General features: G+C 56.1%; 15 protein-coding genes, 1 tRNA gene, 1 pseudogene and 1 riboswitch. Of the genes and pseudogenes, 5 read left to right on the plus strand and 12 right to left on the minus strand.

Features of this window, described 5'->3' with window-relative positions; translation table 11 throughout:
• Nucleotides 1-11: 11 nt before the first annotated feature.
• Complete coding sequence (locus tag CMN55_RS05445; RefSeq protein ID WP_293948529.1) at nt 12-791, plus strand: SDR family NAD(P)-dependent oxidoreductase; 780 nt, start codon at nt 12-14, stop codon at nt 789-791.
• A gap of 36 nt (nt 792-827) precedes the next feature.
• Here CMN55_RS05445 and CMN55_RS05450 read toward each other — a convergent pair whose 3' ends face one another.
• Genes CMN55_RS05450 through CMN55_RS05460 form a run of 3 tightly spaced genes read right to left on the minus strand, consistent with a single transcriptional unit; the run spans nt 828 to nt 3,099 of the window.
• A complete protein-coding gene (locus CMN55_RS05450; RefSeq protein WP_293948530.1) occupies nt 828-1,292 on the minus strand; it encodes a MaoC/PaaZ C-terminal domain-containing protein in 465 nt (154 codons plus the stop codon).
• Nucleotides 1,293-1,350: 58 nt separating this feature from the next.
• Nucleotides 1,351-2,586: an MFS transporter gene (locus CMN55_RS05455; RefSeq protein WP_293948531.1), complete on the minus strand. Its 1,236-nt coding sequence runs from the start codon at nt 2,584-2,586 to the stop codon at nt 1,351-1,353.
• Nucleotides 2,587-2,589: 3 nt separating this feature from the next.
• Nucleotides 2,590-3,099 (minus strand): nuclear transport factor 2 family protein, encoded by a 510-nt coding sequence (locus CMN55_RS05460; RefSeq protein WP_293948532.1) that lies wholly within the window; start codon nt 3,097-3,099, stop codon nt 2,590-2,592.
• A gap of 87 nt (nt 3,100-3,186) precedes the next feature.
• Here CMN55_RS05460 and CMN55_RS05465 point away from each other — a divergent pair, with 87 nt between their 5' ends.
• Nucleotides 3,187-3,969 (plus strand): enoyl-CoA hydratase/isomerase family protein, encoded by a 783-nt coding sequence (locus CMN55_RS05465; RefSeq protein WP_293948533.1) that lies wholly within the window; start codon nt 3,187-3,189, stop codon nt 3,967-3,969.
• A 42-nt stretch (nt 3,970-4,011) separates the two neighbouring features.
• Here the strand turns inward: CMN55_RS05465 and CMN55_RS05470 are convergent, their stop codons facing one another.
• The 9 genes and pseudogenes from CMN55_RS05470 to CMN55_RS05505 form a co-directional block, all read right to left on the minus strand.
• Entirely contained in the window at nt 4,012-4,989 is a 978-nt protein-coding gene (locus tag CMN55_RS05470; protein ID WP_293948534.1) for an NAD(P)H-dependent flavin oxidoreductase, read from the minus strand.
• A 149-nt stretch (nt 4,990-5,138) separates the two neighbouring features.
• Nucleotides 5,139-6,809, minus strand: a complete 1,671-nt coding sequence (locus CMN55_RS05475; protein ID WP_293948535.1) for an acyl-CoA dehydrogenase family protein — start codon at nt 6,807-6,809, stop codon at nt 5,139-5,141.
• Nucleotides 6,810-6,856: 47 nt separating this feature from the next.
• Nucleotides 6,857-8,743 carry an acyl-CoA synthetase gene (locus CMN55_RS05480; protein ID WP_293948536.1) on the minus strand — a complete coding sequence of 629 codons (1,887 nt, stop codon included), beginning with the start codon at nt 8,741-8,743 and terminating at the stop codon, nt 6,857-6,859.
• A gap of 248 nt (nt 8,744-8,991) precedes the next feature.
• Complete coding sequence (gene metE, locus CMN55_RS05485; RefSeq protein ID WP_293948537.1) at nt 8,992-11,334, minus strand: 5-methyltetrahydropteroyltriglutamate--homocysteine S-methyltransferase; 2,343 nt, start codon at nt 11,332-11,334, stop codon at nt 8,992-8,994.
• Between the two features lie 109 nt (nt 11,335-11,443).
• Nucleotides 11,444-11,660: riboswitch (cobalamin riboswitch) on the minus strand.
• Between the two features lie 154 nt (nt 11,661-11,814).
• Nucleotides 11,815-11,994: pseudogene (locus CMN55_RS17085) on the minus strand (Arm DNA-binding domain-containing protein); the annotation flags it as partial.
• 164 nt (nt 11,995-12,158) lie between these two features.
• Nucleotides 12,159-12,233, minus strand: a tRNA-Gln gene (locus CMN55_RS05490).
• 79 nt (nt 12,234-12,312) lie between these two features.
• Complete coding sequence (locus CMN55_RS05495; protein WP_293948538.1) at nt 12,313-13,170, minus strand: 4-(cytidine 5'-diphospho)-2-C-methyl-D-erythritol kinase; 858 nt, start codon at nt 13,168-13,170, stop codon at nt 12,313-12,315.
• Nucleotides 13,171-13,185: 15 nt separating this feature from the next.
• Nucleotides 13,186-14,928: a tetratricopeptide repeat protein gene (locus CMN55_RS05500; RefSeq protein ID WP_293948539.1), complete on the minus strand. Its 1,743-nt coding sequence runs from the start codon at nt 14,926-14,928 to the stop codon at nt 13,186-13,188.
• Between the two features lie 136 nt (nt 14,929-15,064).
• The gene (locus CMN55_RS05505) at nt 15,065-16,714 is read right to left on the minus strand and encodes an electron transfer flavoprotein-ubiquinone oxidoreductase (protein ID WP_293948540.1); all 1,650 of its coding nucleotides are present in this window, start codon (nt 16,712-16,714) and stop codon (nt 15,065-15,067) included.
• A gap of 311 nt (nt 16,715-17,025) precedes the next feature.
• On the opposite strand from CMN55_RS05505, the gene CMN55_RS05510 reads away from it, so the two are divergent.
• From CMN55_RS05510 to moaB, 3 genes are all read left to right on the plus strand, one after another.
• Nucleotides 17,026-17,853: a uracil-DNA glycosylase gene (locus CMN55_RS05510; RefSeq protein ID WP_293948541.1), complete on the plus strand. Its 828-nt coding sequence runs from the start codon at nt 17,026-17,028 to the stop codon at nt 17,851-17,853.
• A 1,228-nt stretch (nt 17,854-19,081) separates the two neighbouring features.
• Nucleotides 19,082-19,690 carry a lytic transglycosylase domain-containing protein gene (locus CMN55_RS17445; RefSeq protein WP_459253648.1) on the plus strand — a complete coding sequence of 203 codons (609 nt, stop codon included), beginning with the start codon at nt 19,082-19,084 and terminating at the stop codon, nt 19,688-19,690.
• Entirely contained in the window at nt 19,677-20,225 is a 549-nt protein-coding gene (gene moaB, locus CMN55_RS05520; protein ID WP_293948543.1) for a molybdenum cofactor biosynthesis protein B, read from the plus strand. Before CMN55_RS17445 ends, moaB begins: the two co-directional genes overlap by 14 nt.
• Nucleotides 20,226-20,701: the final 476 nt, after the last annotated feature.

Consider the following 20,701-nt stretch of genomic DNA (forward strand, 5'->3'; position numbering starts at 1 on the left):
GGGAGCCGACAATGGCGCGACTATCAAAACTGAGCCGGTCCATCGCGGGCAAAACCGCCCTCATCACCGGGGCGGCGAGCGGCATGGGGCGGGCGACGGCGCATCTGTTTGCCGATGAAGGCGCAAAAGTCGCCGTTATTGACCTGAATGCGGAGGGGGTGGAAAAGGTCGTCTCGGAAATTCGCGATGCAGGTGGCAATGCACGGGGCTGGCAGCTTGACGTGGCCGATAAGGCGGAGATTGAAAAGGTTGTGCAGGAGGTTGCCGATCATTTCGGCGGGCTGGATATCCTGATCAACAATGCCGGTTTTTCCCACCACATGTCCGTTGAGCATGACGAGTTTGAAGCCAACTGGGCGCGGCATATGGATGTCATGCTCACCGCCCATGTCCGGATGGTGCGCGCGGCGTTGCCTTATCTCAAAAAATCCGGCGCAGGCCGGATTGTCAATATCGCCTCAACCGAAGGCCTCGGCGCAACGCCGGGTATCTCTCCCTATACGTCCGCCAAACACGGGGTGATCGGTCTGACCCGGTCCCTGGCCGTGGAGCTGCCGAAATACGGCATTACCGTCAACTGCATCTGCCCCGGCGCTATTCATACCGGCATCACGGCCCGCATCAAGGATGAGCATAAGCAGATTTTCTCCCGCCGCCGGATCCCGCTCAACCGCTACGGAGAGCCGGAGGAGGTCGCGCATGCGACGCTCAGCCTTGTCCTGCCGGCCGCATCCTATATCAATGGCGTGGCCCTGCCCGTTGATGCGGGACTGACGATCAAGAACGCCTGACGCAGGGCGCGAATAGCGGGCAGGATCGCCGAAAATTCAGTTGCCGTTCCGGCATTTCATCATGCGCAGCGGTGTGTATTCGATCACCGTTTCTCCCCGCTGATTGACAATGCGATTGCGGGTGCGGACCAACCCGCGGCCGCGCTTCGAGGTCAGTCGTGCCTCGACCACTTCGCATTCCACATGAATGGTATCTCCGGCCACGACGGGCCCGAGAATATTCAGCTCCATCCCGAGAAAGGCAACGCCGGTATGCTGAAGCGTGGCGACAAGAACCAGCCCTTCGGCCATGGAAAAGACCAGCGAACCCGGCGCCACACGCCCGCCCTTGATATCGGAATGCTGGGCAACATATTCCATATCCGTGAACAGGACTTCCGTCATGCCCGTCGCGCCGACGAAGTTGACGATATCCGGCTCTGTAATGGTTCGCCCTACCGTGCGAAAGGTCCGGCCAACGGGCAGATCCTCAAAATGCAGTCCCAGTCCGATCGTTTCCATGAAGCTGTTTTCCTTTGCTTGTTTTCATTTTTGCCGATACCGGCTTCTTTTTTGCAGCTTACGTCCCCGTTCGCGGGCTGGCAAGCATCAGCCAGAGTCCAACCGCCCCGACCATAAGGGCGCAAACGCCATAGGCAGGCCAGTATTCACCGGTCTGCCCGACAATAAAACCGAACATTGTCGGCAGCATCAGGACACCCAGCGCCATCGTACTTGCGCCGAGGGCTGTTGCTTCGGTTCGGTACTCTCCGCCATAGGCCGCAAAGGCGGCATATCCGATGCCTGTGAACCCGCTTGCCGTTGAGCCGGCAAGGGATGCAATAAACAGAATGAGCCAGATAGACCAGTCTTCCGAGATTTGGCCCGCCGCGAGAGCGGCGACCGCCATCACTAACCCGAGAATACCGAGCAGCCGGACGGAAGTGATAAATTTATCCGCCACCCAGCCCCAGAGCGGCCGACTGGCAACGCCCGATATCTGATACACCGCCAGCACCTGCCCTGCCATAATCAGATCGACCCCGGCCCGCTCCGTCAGATGCAGGGCCATAAAACCGATAAAACAGAGCTGAACTCCGGCATAGAAAAAACAGGTCAGCGACAATCGCCTAAGCAACACGCTATCCCGCAAAAGATAGAAGGGGCGCCAGAATTCCGTCTTGAAAAGCTGATGCGCCGGTTTGCGGTCGACATCCCAGTCTTTGCGATATATCTGCAAAATAAAGATGACCAGCAGGATCGGCAAAATCTGTGCCCAGAACGCATGCTGCCAGCCGATCATCTGCGCCAGCCCGGGCATGATCAGCGCCGCCAACACACCGCCAAGCGGCACGCCGATCTGACGGATCGAGAAAACGAGATTAAGCGTTTTCGGATTTGTGCGCGGTATCAGCAAATGTGTGGAAATCGGCGCAATCGCACCATATCCCACGGCCATAACAAAGGCACAGATCGCCATTGCGCTAAAACTGCCAATCCCGGCAATCATCAACATCGATATGGCGCACAACATGGTAAACTGTGCAACCCGGACGCCGCCGAATTTCTGGATGAAATCCGGTGAAAAAAGCGCCGAGAACATGCTGAGGCCATATATGGTAGAGACAAAATAGCCGATCAGATGGCCATCCACTTCAAGATCACGAACAATGTCGGGAGCAAGCGTGGGCACCGCAAAAATTGCCATTGTCGCGAGTGCCTGCATGGCCGTCGTCATGACAAGCGGACCAAGAGGAAAGCCGGTCGGTGGATGGCTGTTATTCCCGGTTTCGCCCGGGTTATTATTATTGGACATATGTTAGGATCCGTTTCCCCGCGATCCCTTTTCCCGTGCGAGAAAGTCTTGCGTTTCCGGCGTCGCAATCAACATCTTCGCCCATTTGGCGCAAACTTTCGCAAGGCGTTCCGGCTGTACGCCGAGTTGCGCCATCGCGACCCCGCCATTTACGGATTCGCGATAATCAGCGATCAGGCCGCCCCTGAGTTCAAACCGGCTCATGCCGTCAATCACGACGCGGCGGCCCGCGAATTCCGGAACCGTCGATGTGAAGCTGGAAAGCGACCAGGCATAGGCGAGATCACCGTTACAGACAGGATCAAACATCTCCCAACGGTAATCATCGCCCGCATCCCGGTGAAAAAGGTCCGACATCATATGGGAGATATCGGCCCGTCCCGTATGATCGCCATAGACATAATCATGATAAACGGCATCCTCTGTAAAGCAGGCGGCGAAGGCATCCCCGTCCCCAGCCTCCGCCGCGGCGGAGAATCGTGCAAGCAATTCCGTGAATTCAGCAGTATTCATCCCTGTCTCTTTTTATTGTTTTTCTGGCAACAGCATGCGATACGAATTTGATTCAATCCAGAGAATACTGAAAGAAACGAAATAAAAATGCACGAATTCTCCCTGCTTCACTACACTGTAGAAGATGGCATTGCGGAAATCATTCTCGATAATCCGCCAGCCAATGTCATCAACCCGGAAATGACGGCGGAATATTTTACCGCCCTTGATCTGGCGAACACAGACCCGGATGTGAAGATCATTCTCATCTCTGGCAAGGGCAAGGGGTTATCCGGAGGTGTCGACCTTAAATTGCTCGATACCTATGGCCCGACCGACATGAAGATCTTTCTGTCTAAATTCTATGTGGAAATGATCGAAAAAGTACGTAGCCTGTCCAAGCCCATTATGGCTGCGGTCCACGGTTATGCCATGGAAGGCGCCTGCACTCTTGCCTTCGCCTGCGACATGGTGATCGCATCTTCGGATGCAAAGTTCGGCTATCCGGGCGTTCCCAATCTTGCCGCCCCGCCCGGTATGCATGTCTGGTTCTTGCAGCGCTTGATCGGCCGCATGAAAGCTGCCGAGCTGATTTATACGGGCGACAGCATCTCCGCTGTGGAAGCGGAACGGCTCGGGATGATCACCCGTGTTGTCCCGCCGGAAGAGCTGATGTCAGAAAGCCGGAAGCTGGCGACAAAGGTTGCATCGATGTCTCCTGTCGGCTTGAAAGCGGCGCGGGAACTGATCTATCGGATGGAAAATATGGATTTCAAAACCGTCCCGGGTACGGCCCTTGATGCGGTCGCGCTCGCCTTCGCATCAGAGGACAGCAAGGAAGCCAGAAGGGCCTTTGTTGAGAAGCGCAAGCCCGTCTGGACAGGGAAATAGGGCTGAAAGTTGGAATACTTTCAGCCCGGAAGATAAGCGCTATTAAGCGGACAGCATCTTTGCCAGACGCCCCTGGATGATCTCTTCCGCATCCCCCATGATCCGGTCGATCAGTTCCTTGCAGCTGGGCACGTCATGAATAAGGCCCGCAACCATGCCGCAACTCCAGGCACCGACATCCACGTCGCCCTTCTGCATCACCTTCGGATAAACGCCGCCCACCAGATCGACAATATCCTCGATCTTTGTATTGGCGCCTTTCTCCCGCTCGATCTCGATTACCTTTTCAACAGCCGGGTTGTTCAGCACCCGCTCGGTATTGCGCAAGGGGCGCATGATGAGGCGGGTGTCCAACTCGCTCGCCTTGACGATGGCATCCTTGACATTCTGATGAACCGGGGCTTCTTTCGTAACCATGAAACGGGTGCCCATGTTGATGCCGTCCGCGCCAAGCGCGAGAGACGCCGCAAGCTGCTGACCATTGCCGATACCGCCGGAGGCAACGAAAGGCACCGTCAATTCCTCCGCTGCGCGGGGCAGCAGGATCATGTTGGGGATATCATCTTCACCCGGATGGCCACCGCATTCAAACCCGTCCACACTCACCGCATCACATCCGATTTTCTCGGCCTTCAGGGAATGGCGAACAGAGGTGCATTTGTGAATAACCTTGATCCCGGCATCTTTCAAAAGCGGCATATAGGCTTCGGGGCTGCGGCCCGCAGTTTCAACGATTTTCACCCCGCCTTTCACGATGGCGTCGATATACTCCGGATAGGGCGGCGCGCTGAAGGTCGGCAGGAAGGTCAGGTTAACGCCGATCGGCTTGTCCGTCATATCCTTGCAACGCGCGATCTCGTTGGCGAGGTCCTTCGGCGTTTTCTGAGTGAGCGCCGTAATGATGCCAAGACCGCCCGCATTTGACACGGCCGCCGCCAGTTCGGCCAGCCCGACAAAATGCATGCCGCCCTGAATGATCGGATGCTCGATGCCAAAAAGTTCCGTGATTCTCGTTTTCATGGATGTCTCCAGTTGTTGTCATTCTTGATTTTATAGAAAGGATCACCCGTACCGCAATAGACCGTCGCATGGGGTAACCGTCAGGATATGATTCCGGATTGATCGCTTCCGGAATCAGGCGTGTTTTTATTGCTTATTTCTCTCCCTTGTTACATCGGCGCCCCAGCCCGTTCCAGTATACTATTGAAATCCGCCGTGTCCGCAAGCGTTCCATACGCACCGGACCAGTGATTGCCAAGACGCGAGGCACAAAACGCATCGGAGACCGCCTCAGGCGCATGCTGCACCAGCAGCGCCGCTTGCCAGGCGAGCGCCATCATTTCGGTAATACGGCGCGCTTTCGCTTCAAAATTGCCGCTCTCCCACACCATTGCTTTCAGAGAATCAAGATGGGCGTCCAAAAGGCTGTTGCCTCCCCTCGCCTGCTCGATTTCCTGAAGAAACGCCGGCAGCGCTCCCTCATCGCGGTACAGCGCTCGCAGCACATCGAGGCAGATGACATTGCCCGACCCCTCCCAGATGCTGTTGACCGGCGCTTCCCGATAGAGGCGCGGAAGAATGCTTTCCTCGATATATCCGGGGCCACCATGGCATTCCATCGCCTCATAAACAAATCCGGGAGTTCGCTTGCATATCCAGTATTTTCCAATGGCCGTCCCGATCCTTGCCAGCGCCGCCTCCGCCGGATCCGTCTCAGCCGCGCCGATCGCCCGGCCAAGGCGCAGGAAAAGTGCCGTCGCCGCCTCGGATTCCAGCGCCAGGTCAGAAAGCACATTCTGCATCAGCGGCTGCTGGATCAGCTTTTTCTGAAAGGCGGACCGGTGGGATGTGTGGTGGAGGGCCTGTGTCAGAGCCTGCCGCATTAGCGACGCTGATCCGATGGCGCAATAATAGCGGGTCCCCTGCACCATCTCGATAATTGTCCGGACACCGCGCCCTTCTTCGCCCAGCATCAGCCCCCAGCAATCGACAAGCTCCATCTCGCTCGACGCATTGGATTTGTTGCCAAGCTTGTCCTTCAGCCGCTGGATATAAAGGCCGTTTCGCCCCCCATCCGGACGCCAGCGCGGCAGCAGGAAGCAGCTCAGACCATTTTCCGTATAGGCAAGCGACAGAAATGCATCCGACATGGGGGCGGAGCAGAAAAATTTGTGTCCGGTCAGGAGATACGGCGCACCGGGGCCGGTCGCCGCCCCCTCGGGCCGCGCTGTCGTGGCGTTGGCGCGCACATCGGAGCCGCCCTGCTTTTCCGTCATGAACATGCCCATGGTGATGCTTTTCTTCTCGGCGGCCGGAATATCACGCGGGTCATAATCGGTTCTCAACAGGCGCGGAATCCATACATCGGCAATCTCCGGCGTCGCCTTCAATGCCGGAACCACCGCATAGCTCATCGCCATGGGACAGAGAACGCCCCCCTCAATCTGGTTGAGCAGATAGGAAAGGGCCCCATGGGCCACATGATTGCCCGGCCGCGGATTGTTCCAGGCAAAACTCGGGAGGTCATTCTCAATCGCCAGCGCCATCAGGCTATGGTAGGCGGGATGAAAGGTCACCTGATTGACCCGCATGCCATTCCGGTCAAAGGCCTTCATTTCCGGCGGATACCGGTTGGCCTGATTGGCCCATTCCATCACCTCTTCCGCCCCGGCCTTTCTGGCGAAATCGGCAACTTCCTGCATGGCCCAGCCCGCACCTTCCCGCGCCAGCCCTTCCTGCAGCGGTTTATCCACGCCCCACAGATCCTGATCCCCGAGGATGGGCGGAACATTTGTCACTTCGTGGGTAGGCAGGTTGGAAATCGGGCTTCGGGCGGTCATGATGAACTCCTTGGCAAGGCGCGATCCCTCTTTATACATCCATCCTTTCAACTCTGCCAAACAACTTCATGACGCAGGGTATAAGGGCCCAGCTTCTCGGCAATGATCGGGGCCAGCGATGCCTGATCTCCCCCCTTGACCGTGACGGTCGCCAGGCTGCCATGCACAGGGTGATTGTCCACATTCACGGAAATATCGACACCCTTTCCTGAAAGGGAGGCCAGATCCGCCATAAAAACCTTTATCGCCGCATCATGGCGCAGCGCCGGCTTGAAAATCTTGCCAACGCCGGTCAGCGGCATCGTTTCGATCAGGGTCATGTCAACCGGATTGGCCGCCCGCTCGGGGATCCGCGCCCGCGCAAAATCCTTAAGCTCATCCGCCGTCGCTTTCGCGCCGGGCTTCAACTGCACATAGGCCACCGGCAATTCGCCCGCATAGGAATCAGGCCGCCCCACCGCCGCCGCCAGCTCAACTGCCGGATGTTCATGCAAGGCCTCCTCAATGATGGATGGATCAATATTATGGCCGCCCCGGATAATGACATCCTTGGCCCGCCCGGTCAGCCAGATATACCCGTCCGCATCAATCCGGCCCAAATCACCGGAGCGCAACCAGCCATCTTTTGTGAAGGCCTTCCGGTTATAATCCGTCTGCACATAGCCCGGCATGATCGAAACGCCCCGCATGATGATTTCACCGATTTCGTCCGGATCCGCAAATCGTTCGATTTGCCCCTCCTCATCCACATGCGCCGCGGCAATATCGGCATAGGGAAGCCGCAACCCGACAGACCCGGGACGAGCCTCTCCGTTTTGCGGCTGCATGGTGATAAAGCATGTGGTCTCCGTCATGCCATACCCTTCAAGAATAGGCGCCCGCGCATAGCCCGTCATTGCCTTCAGCACCTCTACCGGCGCAGCGGAACCCCCTGTCAAACCCGCGCGGAGTGTGCTGATATCCGCCTCCCCAACCGGAATATTCAACAGCGCCGACAGCATGGTCGGCACCCCGCCAAGAACGGTGATCCCGTATTTTTCCACCAGCCGCCAGTAATTGCCGACAATCAACGGGTCGCGAAACCCCTGCGGACTGGTAATCACCAGCGTCGCGCCGTTCATGATGGGCACAATGCCGACAACAATGGAACCGCTGATATGAAACATCGGCAGGCCGGCAAGCAGACAATCCTTATCGGAATAGCCGAGCCCGAAGCCGCTTGACGCAATCTGTGCAAGCTGCATCCGGTTTGTATGCGGGGCGAGCTTGGGCACTCCGGTCGTCCCCCCCGTATGATAGTAGCCGACGATATCATCCGGTTCCTCGTTGATCGGCCCGTTAATCCGCGTCGCATCCTGCTGCATGATCATGTCATCAAGGGGAAAAATCTTCTTCCCGTCGCATTCCGACCCACCGCCGAGAACATACACCGCCTTTAGGTTCGGCATCCGCTCCATCACATAGACGGCTTTGTTCCAAAGCTCTTCACTTAGGGCGCGCCCCGTGGCGATCAGAATGGTGGCATTCGCCGCCTCGGCAATCCCGAGAATATGCTCCGGCTCCAGCAATGGATTGACGGCATTCACCGTCCCCACCGCTTCCGCGCCGAACATCGTGAAATAAGCCTGCGGACATAAGGGAATGAGATAGGTAACGGTTTCCCCCTTCCGCAATCCTGCGGACAGGAACAGATTGGCCGTCTGATGGACCCTCGCCAATAACTCGCGATAGGTAATGACCCTGGGCTCTCCCATCGGATCCCCCGGCGGCAGGGCGATCAGCGATGGCTTGTCACCATATTGTTCCACAACCCCTTTGAGGGCGTCATAAATATTCCGGTACGGCACCCATTGTTCAACCGGAGTCTGTTCGAATTTTTCGACATCCTTGAGGGTAACAAAGGGCAAATTGAATTTTTTGAAGGCTTCCGCCATCCTGTTCCTCCCATTCAGTGCCTGAGGATGGTTCACCATCCTTCTGTTGGCGTTCATGATGCCAGATACCGAACAGGATACAACCAAAAATAATATCAGATTACGCGCAAGTGAATGGCAAGGAGAGTCCGCATTATCCCTCAATCGGGTGTCTTTGGGACATCGGCTAGAAAGCCGGAAAAAGAAGGAGTTTCCATTTCGATGGAGTCAGGCTGCGATGTCCAGACCGCCGCCTGATACATGAAACCTCAAACCCGGTCAGCCCGCAGCGCTTTCGCCGCCGCCACCATATTGACGAGCGCCGGGCGCACCTCTTCCCAACGCCGGGTTTTCAATCCGCAATCCGGATTGACCCAGAGCTGTTCCGGCGTAAGACGCTGTTTCGCAAGTTTAATCAGCGCCGACATGTCGTCAGCACCGGGAATACGCGGCGAGTGAATGTCATAGACACCCGGTCCGATTTCATTCGGATATTGATAGTTCAGGAAGGCATCCAGCAATTCCATCTTGGATCTGGATGTTTCAATGGAAATTACATCCGCATCCATATCTGCGATCGCCGCGATGATATCATTGAACTCCGAATAACACATATGCGTATGAATTTGGGTCGCATCCGCGACGCCGGACGCGCAGAGGCGGAAGCTGTCAACGGCCCAGTCAAGATAGCTTTTCCATTCCGATGTTTTAAGCGGCAGCCCTTCACGCAGCGCGGCTTCATCAATCTGGATCATTTTTGCCCCCGCCTTTTCAAGGTCGGCCACCTCATCCCGGATGGCCAGTGCAATCTGGCGGCAGCTTTCACGCCGCGGAATATCATCCCGCACAAACGACCAGTTCAAGATCGTCACTGGGCCGGTCAGCATCCCCTTGACAGGCTTTTCCGTGCATGACTGCGCAAAGTTCCACCAGTCAACGGTCATTGCATGGGGGCGGGAAACATCTCCAAACAAAATCGGAGGCCGGACATATCGGGAACCATAGCTTTGCACCCACCCGTGTTTCGTAAAGGCAAAGCCGGACAGCTTCTCCCCAAAATACTGCACCATGTCATTGCGTTCAAATTCGCCATGGACCAGCACATCGAGGCCGATTTCCTCCTGCCAGTGAATTGCCGCTTCGGTCTCGTTTCGAAGGAAGCTTGCATACTCCGTATCACTCAATTGCTGCTTTGTATGCGCGGCGCGCGCCTTCCTCACCTCAGCAGTCTGCGGGAAAGAGCCAATCGTCGTCGTTGGAAAAAGCGGCAGCTTCAGTATATCNCGCTGCACACGGGCACGGGCTGCATATGCGCTGTGACGATGGCCCATGNCGGGCGTNACGGAACGCAGCCGGGCCGTCACGGCCGGATCATGAACTTTTGGGGAAGCCTTTCTGCGATCCGCCGCAAGCCTGGAAGCGGACAGTTGCCCGGCCACCGCATCGGGGCCAGTTTTCAGCGCCGTTGCCAGGGTTACCAGCTCTTCGATTTTCTGAACCGAAAAGGCGAGCCACTCCTTCACGTCCGGATCAAGATCGATCTCCTGGTCCAGGTCAATCGGGACATGCAGCATGGAACAGGAGGGGGCGAGCTCAATGCTGCCATCGGCACGCTGCGCAATGACAGGCTTCAGCCATCCATACAGACGCTCAAGATCCGCGCGCCAGACATTGCGGCCATCTATCACGCCGAGGGACAATACAAGATCATGCGACGCTTGCGAGACCGCCGTCTCCAGCATCTCGGGCGCCCGGACAAGGTCCAGATGCACCCCTGAAACGGGCAGGTTCAGCGCAAGGTCAAGATCATCCCCCAAACCGCCAAAATAGGTTGCAAGCATGATTTTCAGTTCGGGCAGCTTTTCAGCAAAATACGCATAGCTGCGACGCAGGGCATCCCGCGTCTCCGTATTCATGTCAAGGACGAGGCAGGGCTCNTCCATCTGTACCCAGTCCGCCCCGCTGGCACTCAGCTTACCGAGGATTTCCGCATATACGGGAAGCAGCCGGTCCAACAGGGAGAGCGGATCGAAATCGGCGTCCGCACTTTTACCAAGTCGAAGGTAAGTCACCGGCCCCAGCAAGACGGGGCGTGTGTGATGCCCAAGCGATTTCGCCTCCAGAAAATGTTCCAACGGCTTTTGCGACGCCAGTGTGAAGGCCTGATCCTGCGTAAATTCAGGCACCATGAAATGATAGTTAGTATCGAACCATTTGGTCATTTCCTGCGCCGGGGCGCCCGCCCGGGACTCACCTGGCCCACAGCCGCAAGCCGTCTGATCGCCACTTTTACCGCTGCCNCGGGCCATGGCGAAATAGACATCCAGTGCCACCTCGCCACTTTTCCAGCCATAAATATCGGGGATCGCACCGACCATCACGCTGGTATCCAGCACATGATCATAAAGGGAGAAATCATTCGAGGGAATATTTGCCACTCCGGCAGCCGCCTGCCGCGCCCAACTCTCCGCCCGGAGGCGCGCCGCCGTCTCAAGAAGCGACGAGGCATCTGATTTGCCGGACCAGTATGATTCCAGTGCAAATTTAAGCTCCCGTCGTGAACCGATCCGTGGCACGCCGAGAGTAGTGACATGAAGTGATTTAAAAGACATCGGTTTAACCTCTTTGAATTTGGGGGAGGCAAGGACCGAGCGGACACGAAAGTTCCTTCAGCAGCCGAGCTGCTGTGAAACGGACGGACCACCGGGGCACCCCGCCCAGGGTTGTCATATTGTCGTGGCAGGTCTCCTGGCTCGCAGGTCCTCACCCTTATCCTGCCTTCCCGTAGCATATCTTGCCACAGTGGCGTTCGTCGGATAACGGTTCGCTGCATACAGTTGCGGGGGCAGCTCCGGCCTTGCTTGCAAGCGCACCGGATTCCCTTTTAATCCGGGAAACAACATCTGCATCCCGAAAAACCATGACTCGCGAACTATCTCACTTCGCATATAAGATTGTCAATATAAATATATTGTTATATCTTTATGTAAATTTTAAACTATGTAAGATACGATAGTTGTCCTGATTGTCAAACCCGGCGAAAGACTGATGGGCGCCAGACGGCTCTGCCAGCAACAGGGCGGCAGATTTTATGACGTTTCTGGATATACCCCCAAGGCCAGAAGCTTTTCCTTGCCGACAAACCGGTATTTATAACGTCAGTATTTGCTGCCATTAGGCCGGACCTCCAGATAAAGGCCTTTTCCATCGGACAGCTTATAAGCTTTTTCCTTCGCTGCTGCCTTCTTGGTTTTGATATCGGTTAGCGGCATTTTGGGGGTACATTATTTTTGGCATTTTCGATGCACCCCCGAGTTTACCCCCAAATTTTTTAGATGTAAGAGGTTAATATCGGGCAGAGTAAGACGTAGAATATACGCAATTCATTGTTTTACGTTATATTTTGGATGATATTGGATTTGGGGAAATGAGGTTCTGGCTGGGGTGGCAGGATTCGAACCTGCGCATGACGGGATCAAAACCCGTTGCCTTACCGCTTGGCGACACCCCAAAGAGGAGCCTCTTTCTATCGAAAGGACCCGCCAAGCTCAAGCCAAATTTTGAAAAAACGCCACGCTTTACGGCAGGCGTCATGCCCCTGTCATAATGCGGGCGGCCGACACCCACCAGTCGGGATGCTGCTGGCCGATCCGCCGGGCTGCCGCCTCCGCGGCCTCGGCTGCCGCAAACAGCCCGAAGACAGTCGCCCCGCTGCCGCTCATCCGTGCAAACTGGCATCCATCCAGATTTTCAACGGCATTCATGACCTCGGCAATCTGCGGGACGATTGCAATGGCCGGAGCCTGCAGATCATTCCGCGTTCCTTCCAGCAGAGCGGCAAACTCCACAGCTCCTACGGGAGGGGTAAAGTTCGCCTCTCCTGTATTTTGAAGGGTCAGCCGCCTAAAAACTTCCGCCGTAGAAACCTGTTTTTTACAATTAACCAGTAATATGGAGCTGATGCCGGAAAGCTTTACTACCTGTAGCTCTTCGCCGATCCCCCGCATGAGGGCAGGCTTTTCCAGCAGGCAAACGGGTACATCCGCCCCGAGGGAGAGACCCAGTTTCGCCAGCCTCTCATCAGTGATATCAAGGCGCCAGAGACGGTTCAGAAGCTTCAGCGTTGTCGCCGCATCCGAGGATCCGCCGCCGATACCGGACGCCACCGGCAGTCTCTTGTAGAGACGGATGCGCGCACCCGGCCTCCCCCCACATTCCTGTTGCAGAAGGCGCGCCGCTTTCAGCACCAGATTATCAGGGCCCGCGTCTATATCGTGAGCGAACGGGCCGGAAATCTCAAGACTAAGGTCATCCGCCTGCTCAACAGAGATGTCATCGCCATAATCCGCAAAGACGACAAGACTTTCAAGGAAATGATACCCGTCGGCACGCTTGCCTGTCACATGCAGGAACAGATTGATTTTTGCCGGCGCCAGTGAGGTGATCATCCGTATATGATCTGCTTATTTTTCAGCCTTCGGCGCATCCACAAGCCCATGCTTCAGCTTCTCTTCGATCAGGGGAACCTGATCTTCCGCCGGGTCGAGCCAAAGTGCCCGCTGCCATTGATAGCGCGCCTCTTCCCGCCGACCAACACGCCAGTAGGCATCGGCAAGATGGTCGGTAATTGTCGGGTCGGCCGCCTCCAGCGAAACGGCCTTCTCAAGCTGGATAACCGCATTGTCATACTCGCCCAGCCGGTAATAGAGCCACCCGAGACTATCAATGATAAACCCGTCCCGCGGCCGCAGGGACACGGCCTTGATCAGCATCTCCCGCGCCTTGTCGAGATTCTCATTTCTGTCCACCCATGAATAGGCGAGATAGTTGAGCACCTGGGGATGATCCGGGCGTAACTCCAGCGACCGCATCAAATCCGCTTCGGCCAGCGGCCATTGACGGGACTGTTCATGGGCCACCCCCCGGGCATAGAAGAGCGACCAGTGCCGCGGTTCATATACCTTGATGCGATCAATCGCCCGGCCATATCCCTTTGCGGCCTCCGTCCATTCTTTGGCGTCCCGGCTGACATCGGCCAGCACGACCAGCGCCTCAATATCATCCGGATAGGCGGCGGCGACATTCTCAAGGCGCGCCCGCGCCTCTTCCTTGCGGCCAAGCTTGTAAACGGCCCAGGCCGCGCGGATTTCCGCATTCTTGCCATAGGGCGACGCCGGATTGATATTGCTGTAAAGATCGAAGGCCTCCTGCCAATTGCCCCGGTCCTCAGCCGTTTCCGCCAGCAGCATCCGCGCCATCGGCAATTCAGGTTCCAGATGCAGGGCAAAATGAATATAAGTGGCCGCCACACCGATCGCGCGTTCCTGTCCAATGATTGACGCCGCGCTGTACAGGGCCTCCGCCGCACCGGAACGGGCATCGCTTACAACCGGCTCAAGCGGCCGCCCCGCAGCAAGGTTGTCAAGTTCCGCCTGAATGGTCGGGCTGAGCGGAAACTGGGCGAGATATTCTTCATAGATCGGTTTCACCTGATCCCGGCGCCCGGTTCGATCAAGAAAGGCCCCGTATGATTGAACAAGGCGAACAGTCCGTCCGGACGGCCCGTTAAGCGCTTCGGAATATTTCTGATCGGCAAGCAGCCTGTCGCCCGAGACATCGGCCAACAGCGCTGACTGATATTCCTTAAGGGCGTCAAAACCATTATATCTGTCCAGCGCGTCGAGCTCAGCGAAGGCATCATCCACATTGCCAAGCGCCAGCCGGACCCAAGCCATGAGAAGCGGTTTCAAAAGAACGTTAAAGCCATTATCCGAAGTTTGCTGAAAATATCCTTCAGCCGCCGCGAAGTCGTTTTTCGCCAGCGCCTCAATCGCGAGGACTAGATTGGCGGTTGACTGATCTCCCTCCCCCTTGACGGCGAAAGGGGCAATTTTGACAGCCCGCGCGATATCTCCCTTGGCGAGCGCCGCCTGTAACGCCATGCCGAGCAGAATGGTATCGTCGGCGCGTTCTTCCAGCGCATCATCGAAATAATGCAGCGCCGCGTCGGCATCCTGCTCACGCAGGGCCTCGCGGCCCGCCAGATATTCGCCAAAATAGGTTGACGAAAGGACATCCGTTGTCCCTCCCGCATCCTGAAAGGCATTCGGCAGAGCGTTGCCTTCACTTGACACGCCATTTGTGGCGCAGGCACCGAGCAGGACTGTTAAAATAACGCCGCTGATAACCGTTTTATACTTTTCCACGCCTGCACCCGCCATTCCTGCACATCCATTGTCACTTTCCGGCTTTGACGGCCGACCAGTCGGACGCCCGCGCTTTTATTATGTAGGGCGCCCTTCACCGGCATTAAACAAATTTCCTGTGCCCAGGAACGATTTTCTACATATTCGGATAGTTCGGCCCGCCGCCGCCTTCGGGAACCACCCAGTTGATATTCTGCGTCGGATCCTTGATATCGCATGTCTTGCAATGCACGCAATTCTGCGCATTGATCTGCAATCGCGGATTGGAACCATCATCATCGGTCAGGAATTCATAGACCCCCGCCGGGCAGAAGCGCTGCTCGGGCCCGGCATATTCATCATAGTTGATTTTGACCGGGACCGTCGCGTCTTTGAGCGTCAGGTGAACCGGCTGATCCTCTTCATGATTGGTATTGGACAGGAAAATCGACGACGGTTTGTCAAATGTATAGACCCCGTCATACTTAGGATAGTCGATTTTCTTGCAGTCCTTCGCCTTTTTCAGCACTGAATGGTCGTCATGATTCTGGAATGTCCAAGGCGCCTTGCCGCGCAGGATTTTGAGATCAAGGCCGGTGTAAAGAGTGCCCGCCAGCAATCCCCAGCGGAAAGACGGACGGCTGTTGCGGACCCGGTACAGCTCATCATAAACCCAGGAATTGCGATATAATTCCGGATATGCCTCCAGAACTTTTGCCGGGGCATCGGCATTTTCCTTCAGTTGCTCTATGATTGCTTCCGCCGCCATCATGCCGGACTTCATAGCGGTATGGGAGCCTTTGATCTTCGGCACATTGAGGAACCCGGCTGTGCAACCGATCAGGGCTCCACCCGGAAAGACCAGTTCCGGCACGGACTGGAAGCCGCCCTCATTGATGGCGCGGGCGCCATAGGAAATTCGCTTACCGCCCTTCAGCATGTCCTTCATCATCGGATGGGTCTTGAAACGCTGAAATTCATCGTAGGGCGAGAGATACGGATTTTCGTAATCCAGCGCGACAACAAAGCCCACATAGGCCTGGTTATTCTCCAGATGGTAGACGAAGGAGCCGCCGTAGGTATCGCTGCCGAGCGGCCAACCGAAGCTGTGGAAAATCTGCCCTTCGTGATGCTTTTCCGGGTCGAGCTCCCAAAGTTCTTTGATGCCGATGCCGAAGGTCTGCGGATCGCAATTCTTCCGCAGGCCGAATTTTTCGAACAACCCCTTGGTCAGTGAGCCACGCACCCCTTCCGCAAAGAGAGTGTATTTGGCATGCAGCTCCATCCCCGGTTCATAGCCGCCTTTCTTTTCGCCATCGCGGCCGACCCCCATGTCACCCGTCGCAACGCCTTTGACGCTGCCATCCTCGTTATAGAGAATTTCCGCGCCCGCAAAACCGGGATACACCTCAACGCCGAGTGCTTCCGCCTGTTCCGCCAGCCAGCGGCAGAGATTACCAAGACTGATGATGTAATTACCATGGTTATGAAGCTGCTTGGGCAGCAGGAAATTGGGGAATCGCAGCTCGCTCGATTCCGTCATGAAGAAGAATTTTTCCGTCTTAACCGGAACATTGAGCGGCGCGCCTTTTTCTTTCCAGTCCGGGATCAGCTCATCCAGCGCGCGGGTTTCGAACACATTACCCGAAAGGATATGGGCGCCAATCTCGGAGCCTTTCTCAATGACGCAGACAGAGACATCAAGTCCTGCTTCCTCGCTGAGCTGGCGCAGCTTGATCGCCGCCGATAGCCCCGCCGGGCCGCCGCCGACAATAACGACATCAAACTCCATAGATTCGCGTTCCATTACAACCCTCTTCTTACTCTTACGGTCGGTTTGCGACCATTGCTTGTTGTTAGTCCGGGACCCGGGCCAGCACCCGCTTCAACGCCGGGACAGCCGCATAGCTCGTGATTCTCAAGCCCTTTTATTGCGCATCATATCCGATTGCAAAGGGTTTTGGCGGATTTCTGCGATTTCAACAGATGAAAAAACAGCCCAAGATGACCCGGTTTCCCTAATTTCTCACTGAAACTAACATATCAGATTGGAAAAGTTCCAGAAAATCCTGCCACTGTCCGCTTCTCGAAACGGAACTGGTGCTGTTATGATACGGCATGGACATGAAGATCGACATGCAAAGCCTGATCCATTTTTATCTGGAGGCTGGCGTTGACGAAACAATTGACGATGCACCCGTCAACCGGTTTGTACAGTCTCCCGATCGGGAGATGCCCCTGGTGGCTGGCCGTGAAACAGGGCCTTCAGAGCCATCTGCGCCTGTCAGGCCTTTAGCGGCCCGAAAAAAAGCGGAAAGCGCCCCTCCCGCTCCGGTCCCGCAACTTACCGACGCCATCCGCTTCGCACAGCAGGCGGCGCAAAACTGCAAGACAATTGACGACCTCCGTCAGGCCGTTGAAACTTTCGAATACTGCTCCCTCAGAAAATCAGCCAACCATACGGTTTTCGCCAAAGGTGACCCCGGCGCCCGGCTGATGATTATTGACAGACAGCCTTGCGATGAAGAGGACCGCAGCGGCCTGCCCTTTTCCAATGGCTCCGGTGAACTGCTGGAAAAGATGCTGGCGGCGATCGGCCTGTCTCCCGCGGACGCGTATTATGTCAGTGCGATTCCCTGGCGCCCGCCTGGAATGCGCGAACTCACAGACGAGGAAAAGGCACTCTGCCTGCCCTTCATCCACCGCCATATTGAGATCACAAACCCGGGTTATATCCTTGCCTGCGGGGAAGCTGCGGGCTACCTGCTCGACGTCAAAACAGGCATCAACAAATTACGCGGGAAATGGAAAGATTTGCAAATCGGGCAAGGGCACGCAAAAATACTGCCTATATTTCATCCTGCCTTTCTGATGAGCCAACCGGCCCTGAAGAAATATGCCTGGGCCGATCTGTTGATGCTGAAGGCGGCGATGGGGGATGACTAAACCTGTTCAGTGCGGATCTGCCATCCCCGGCAGATCCCTTATTCGATAAATGGCGACTGGTATGAATGAGCGTTTCGGAATTCTCACCGTTCTGACGATCCTTGCCTCCATCGTGCTGGCGCTGGGCCAGGTTGCAAGAGCAGAAGGCGCCCCCTCTGTTCTCTCTGCCGATGACACGGCCCGTTACAAATCCATCTTCGAATATCAGAACCGCGGAGACTGGAAACAGGCGGACAGGCTGATCTCCGCCTTAAAGAGTGATCTGCTTCTTGGGCATGTAAAATTTCAGCGCTATATGCATCCGACAAAATACAGGGCCCGATATGAAGAGCTGCATTTGTGGATGAAAGCCTACGCCGACCATCCCGGAGCAGAGCGTATTTATAAACTGGCGGAAGGCCGCCGCGAGCGCGGCTGGAAACCCCTGCCGGAACCCGTTCATGGTCAGTATCTCGGCGGACATGGATCCGGTCAGCCGGTCTATCTTTCACGCTCTTATAAAAGTAATACAAAGCGCAGTGCACAACAACGCAATGATGTCGAGCATACAAGACGTGTTATAAACAGATATATACATAACGATCAGCCAACAAAGGCCGCCGAATATCTGTCACAGAAAAATGTCATAAAGCTCCTTGACCAGGTTGAGATAGACCAGCTTCGTGAAAAAATCGCCCAGAGTTATTTTCTTAATTCCCGCGATGATAAAGCCATTGAATTCGCCGAAGCGGCCCTTCGCAAATCCCGCGATTATGTTCCGCTCGCGGACTGGACCGCCGGGCTTGCCGCCTGGCGAAGCGGTGATATNGCAAGAGCCGCCGAGCATTTCACCGCTCTTGGTGAGGTGAANGACCTGTCCGACTGGAATTCAACAGCGGCGAACTGGTGGGCCTCNCGCGCCTATCTGAAGCTGGGCNCNCCCGAAAAGGCTTATCACTATCTGGAACGTACGGCGAGCCAGCCCAGAACCTTCTACGGCCTTCTCGCNCTGCGCCAACTCGGGATTGACAAGCCGTTCAACTGGGANCTGCCGGATCTCGACAANGGTGAAATNGCCTTTCTGATGAAAATCCCCGCGGTGAAACGCNCCATTNCTCTCNGTCAGATCGAAGAGTATGACCTNGCGGCGGAGGAGCTCCGCAGTATTTTNCTGAATGCCGATGANAATCTGGCGCCGCAACTTCTGGCCCTGTCAGAACAGATTGGCATCCCGTCCGTCGCCATGCGTATGGGGCTCTATCTNTGGGATACGGAGAATGTCACATGGGACGCCGCNATTTATCCGGTNCCCAAATGGCAGCCGGAAGAAGGTTTCAAGGTNGATCGCGCCCTTCTCTATGCCTTCATGCGTCAGGAATCGGGCTTTCTGGCAAGCGCGCGGAGCGGCGCGGGCGCCACCGGCCTCATGCANATTATGCCGGTGACTGCCAGCTATATCTCCGGNGANAAATCGCTGCGCAACGGGAAAAGTGAAAAGCTGCTCGANCCCGCNTACAANCTTGANCTTGGCCAGCAGTATCTCAATTACCTGATGAATTACAAGGATGTGGACCGCAACCTGTTCCATCTCGCNGCCGCTTACAATGGNGGCCCCGGCAACCTCAAGAAGTGGAAGTCGGAAACGGCGGCNGGCGANGACCCNCTCTTTTTCATCGAAGCCATGCCGAGCCGGGAGACACGTATTTTCATAAAGCGGGTTCTGACGAATTTCTGGATATANCGCCACCGCATGGGGCAGGACCTGCCCGGCCTTGACCAGATTGCCCGCGGCGAATGGCCGGAATANCAACCGCTCGACCAGCAAGAAAGCGAGATAGCCGACAATGCCGGGAATTGACACATCNCGCCCTTTCATCCCTGTCCGTATCGCCGTTCTGACGGTCTCCGACAGCCGCGGTNTGGCCGAGGACCGNTCCGGCCAGACCCTTNTCGANCGGCTGGANNCNGCNGGNCATATCCTTGGTGATCGCAAAATCGTCAGAGATGAATTAACCGAAATACAGCGGGTTATCAAAGGCTGGCTCATTGANCCGGATATNGANGTGNTCATNTCAACNGGNGGCACCGGCGTNACCGGNCGCGATGTNACACCCGAAGCTTTCGCCGGTCTTTTTGAGAAGGAAATTCCGGGATTTGGNGAATTGTTCCGGATGCTGAGCTATCAGAAGATCGGCACNTCGACCATCCAGTCCCGCGCCACGGCGGGCGTCGCGAAGGGAACCTATCTGTTTGCGTTGCCCGGCTCCACCGGCGCNGTCAAGGANGCCTGGGACGATATNCTCGTNCATCAGCTTGATTATCGCTTCATGCCCTGCAATTTCGTCGAACTNTTNNNCCGNCTTCAGGAACANCAGAAACGCAGCAAGGATTAAGCCTGCCGGGNGCGCCGCTGGCCATATCGTAATGGATTNNCTCCANTTCCACCCCCCGCAAGCGGCTAGATCGAANCCCAGTAACCCCGCCGGTCAAGGCAGGAGATTTCCACATGGCGCGTCGTGCGCCCCCGCTGNGTCAGGGTCTGGCGGTATTGCCGACAAAGATTACCATANCCATCAAAGCCTTCGCGCAGGATCACAACACTGCCGGACATCAAGCCGTCCTGCCACCGGATCATTTTGCCGACGGGAGCATCAAGCGCNATATAGACCGACTGATGATGATGTTCGATTTGTCGTGGCGACAGGGGNTATATGAAGGTTACATTGATGAACGGCCAGAAAAACCCNCGNTAGGAATATGNNCCCCGATAGCGCGNGGTATGGTGCGGCTTNACATATACATATGTCGGGCCNCGGTAGCTGTAGCGCGGAACCGGTTTATGCCANGCATCATGCCCNCGTCCCTTNCC

Source organism: Sneathiella sp. (assembly GCF_002694385.1).
GTDB lineage: Bacteria > Pseudomonadota > Alphaproteobacteria > Sneathiellales > Sneathiellaceae > Sneathiella.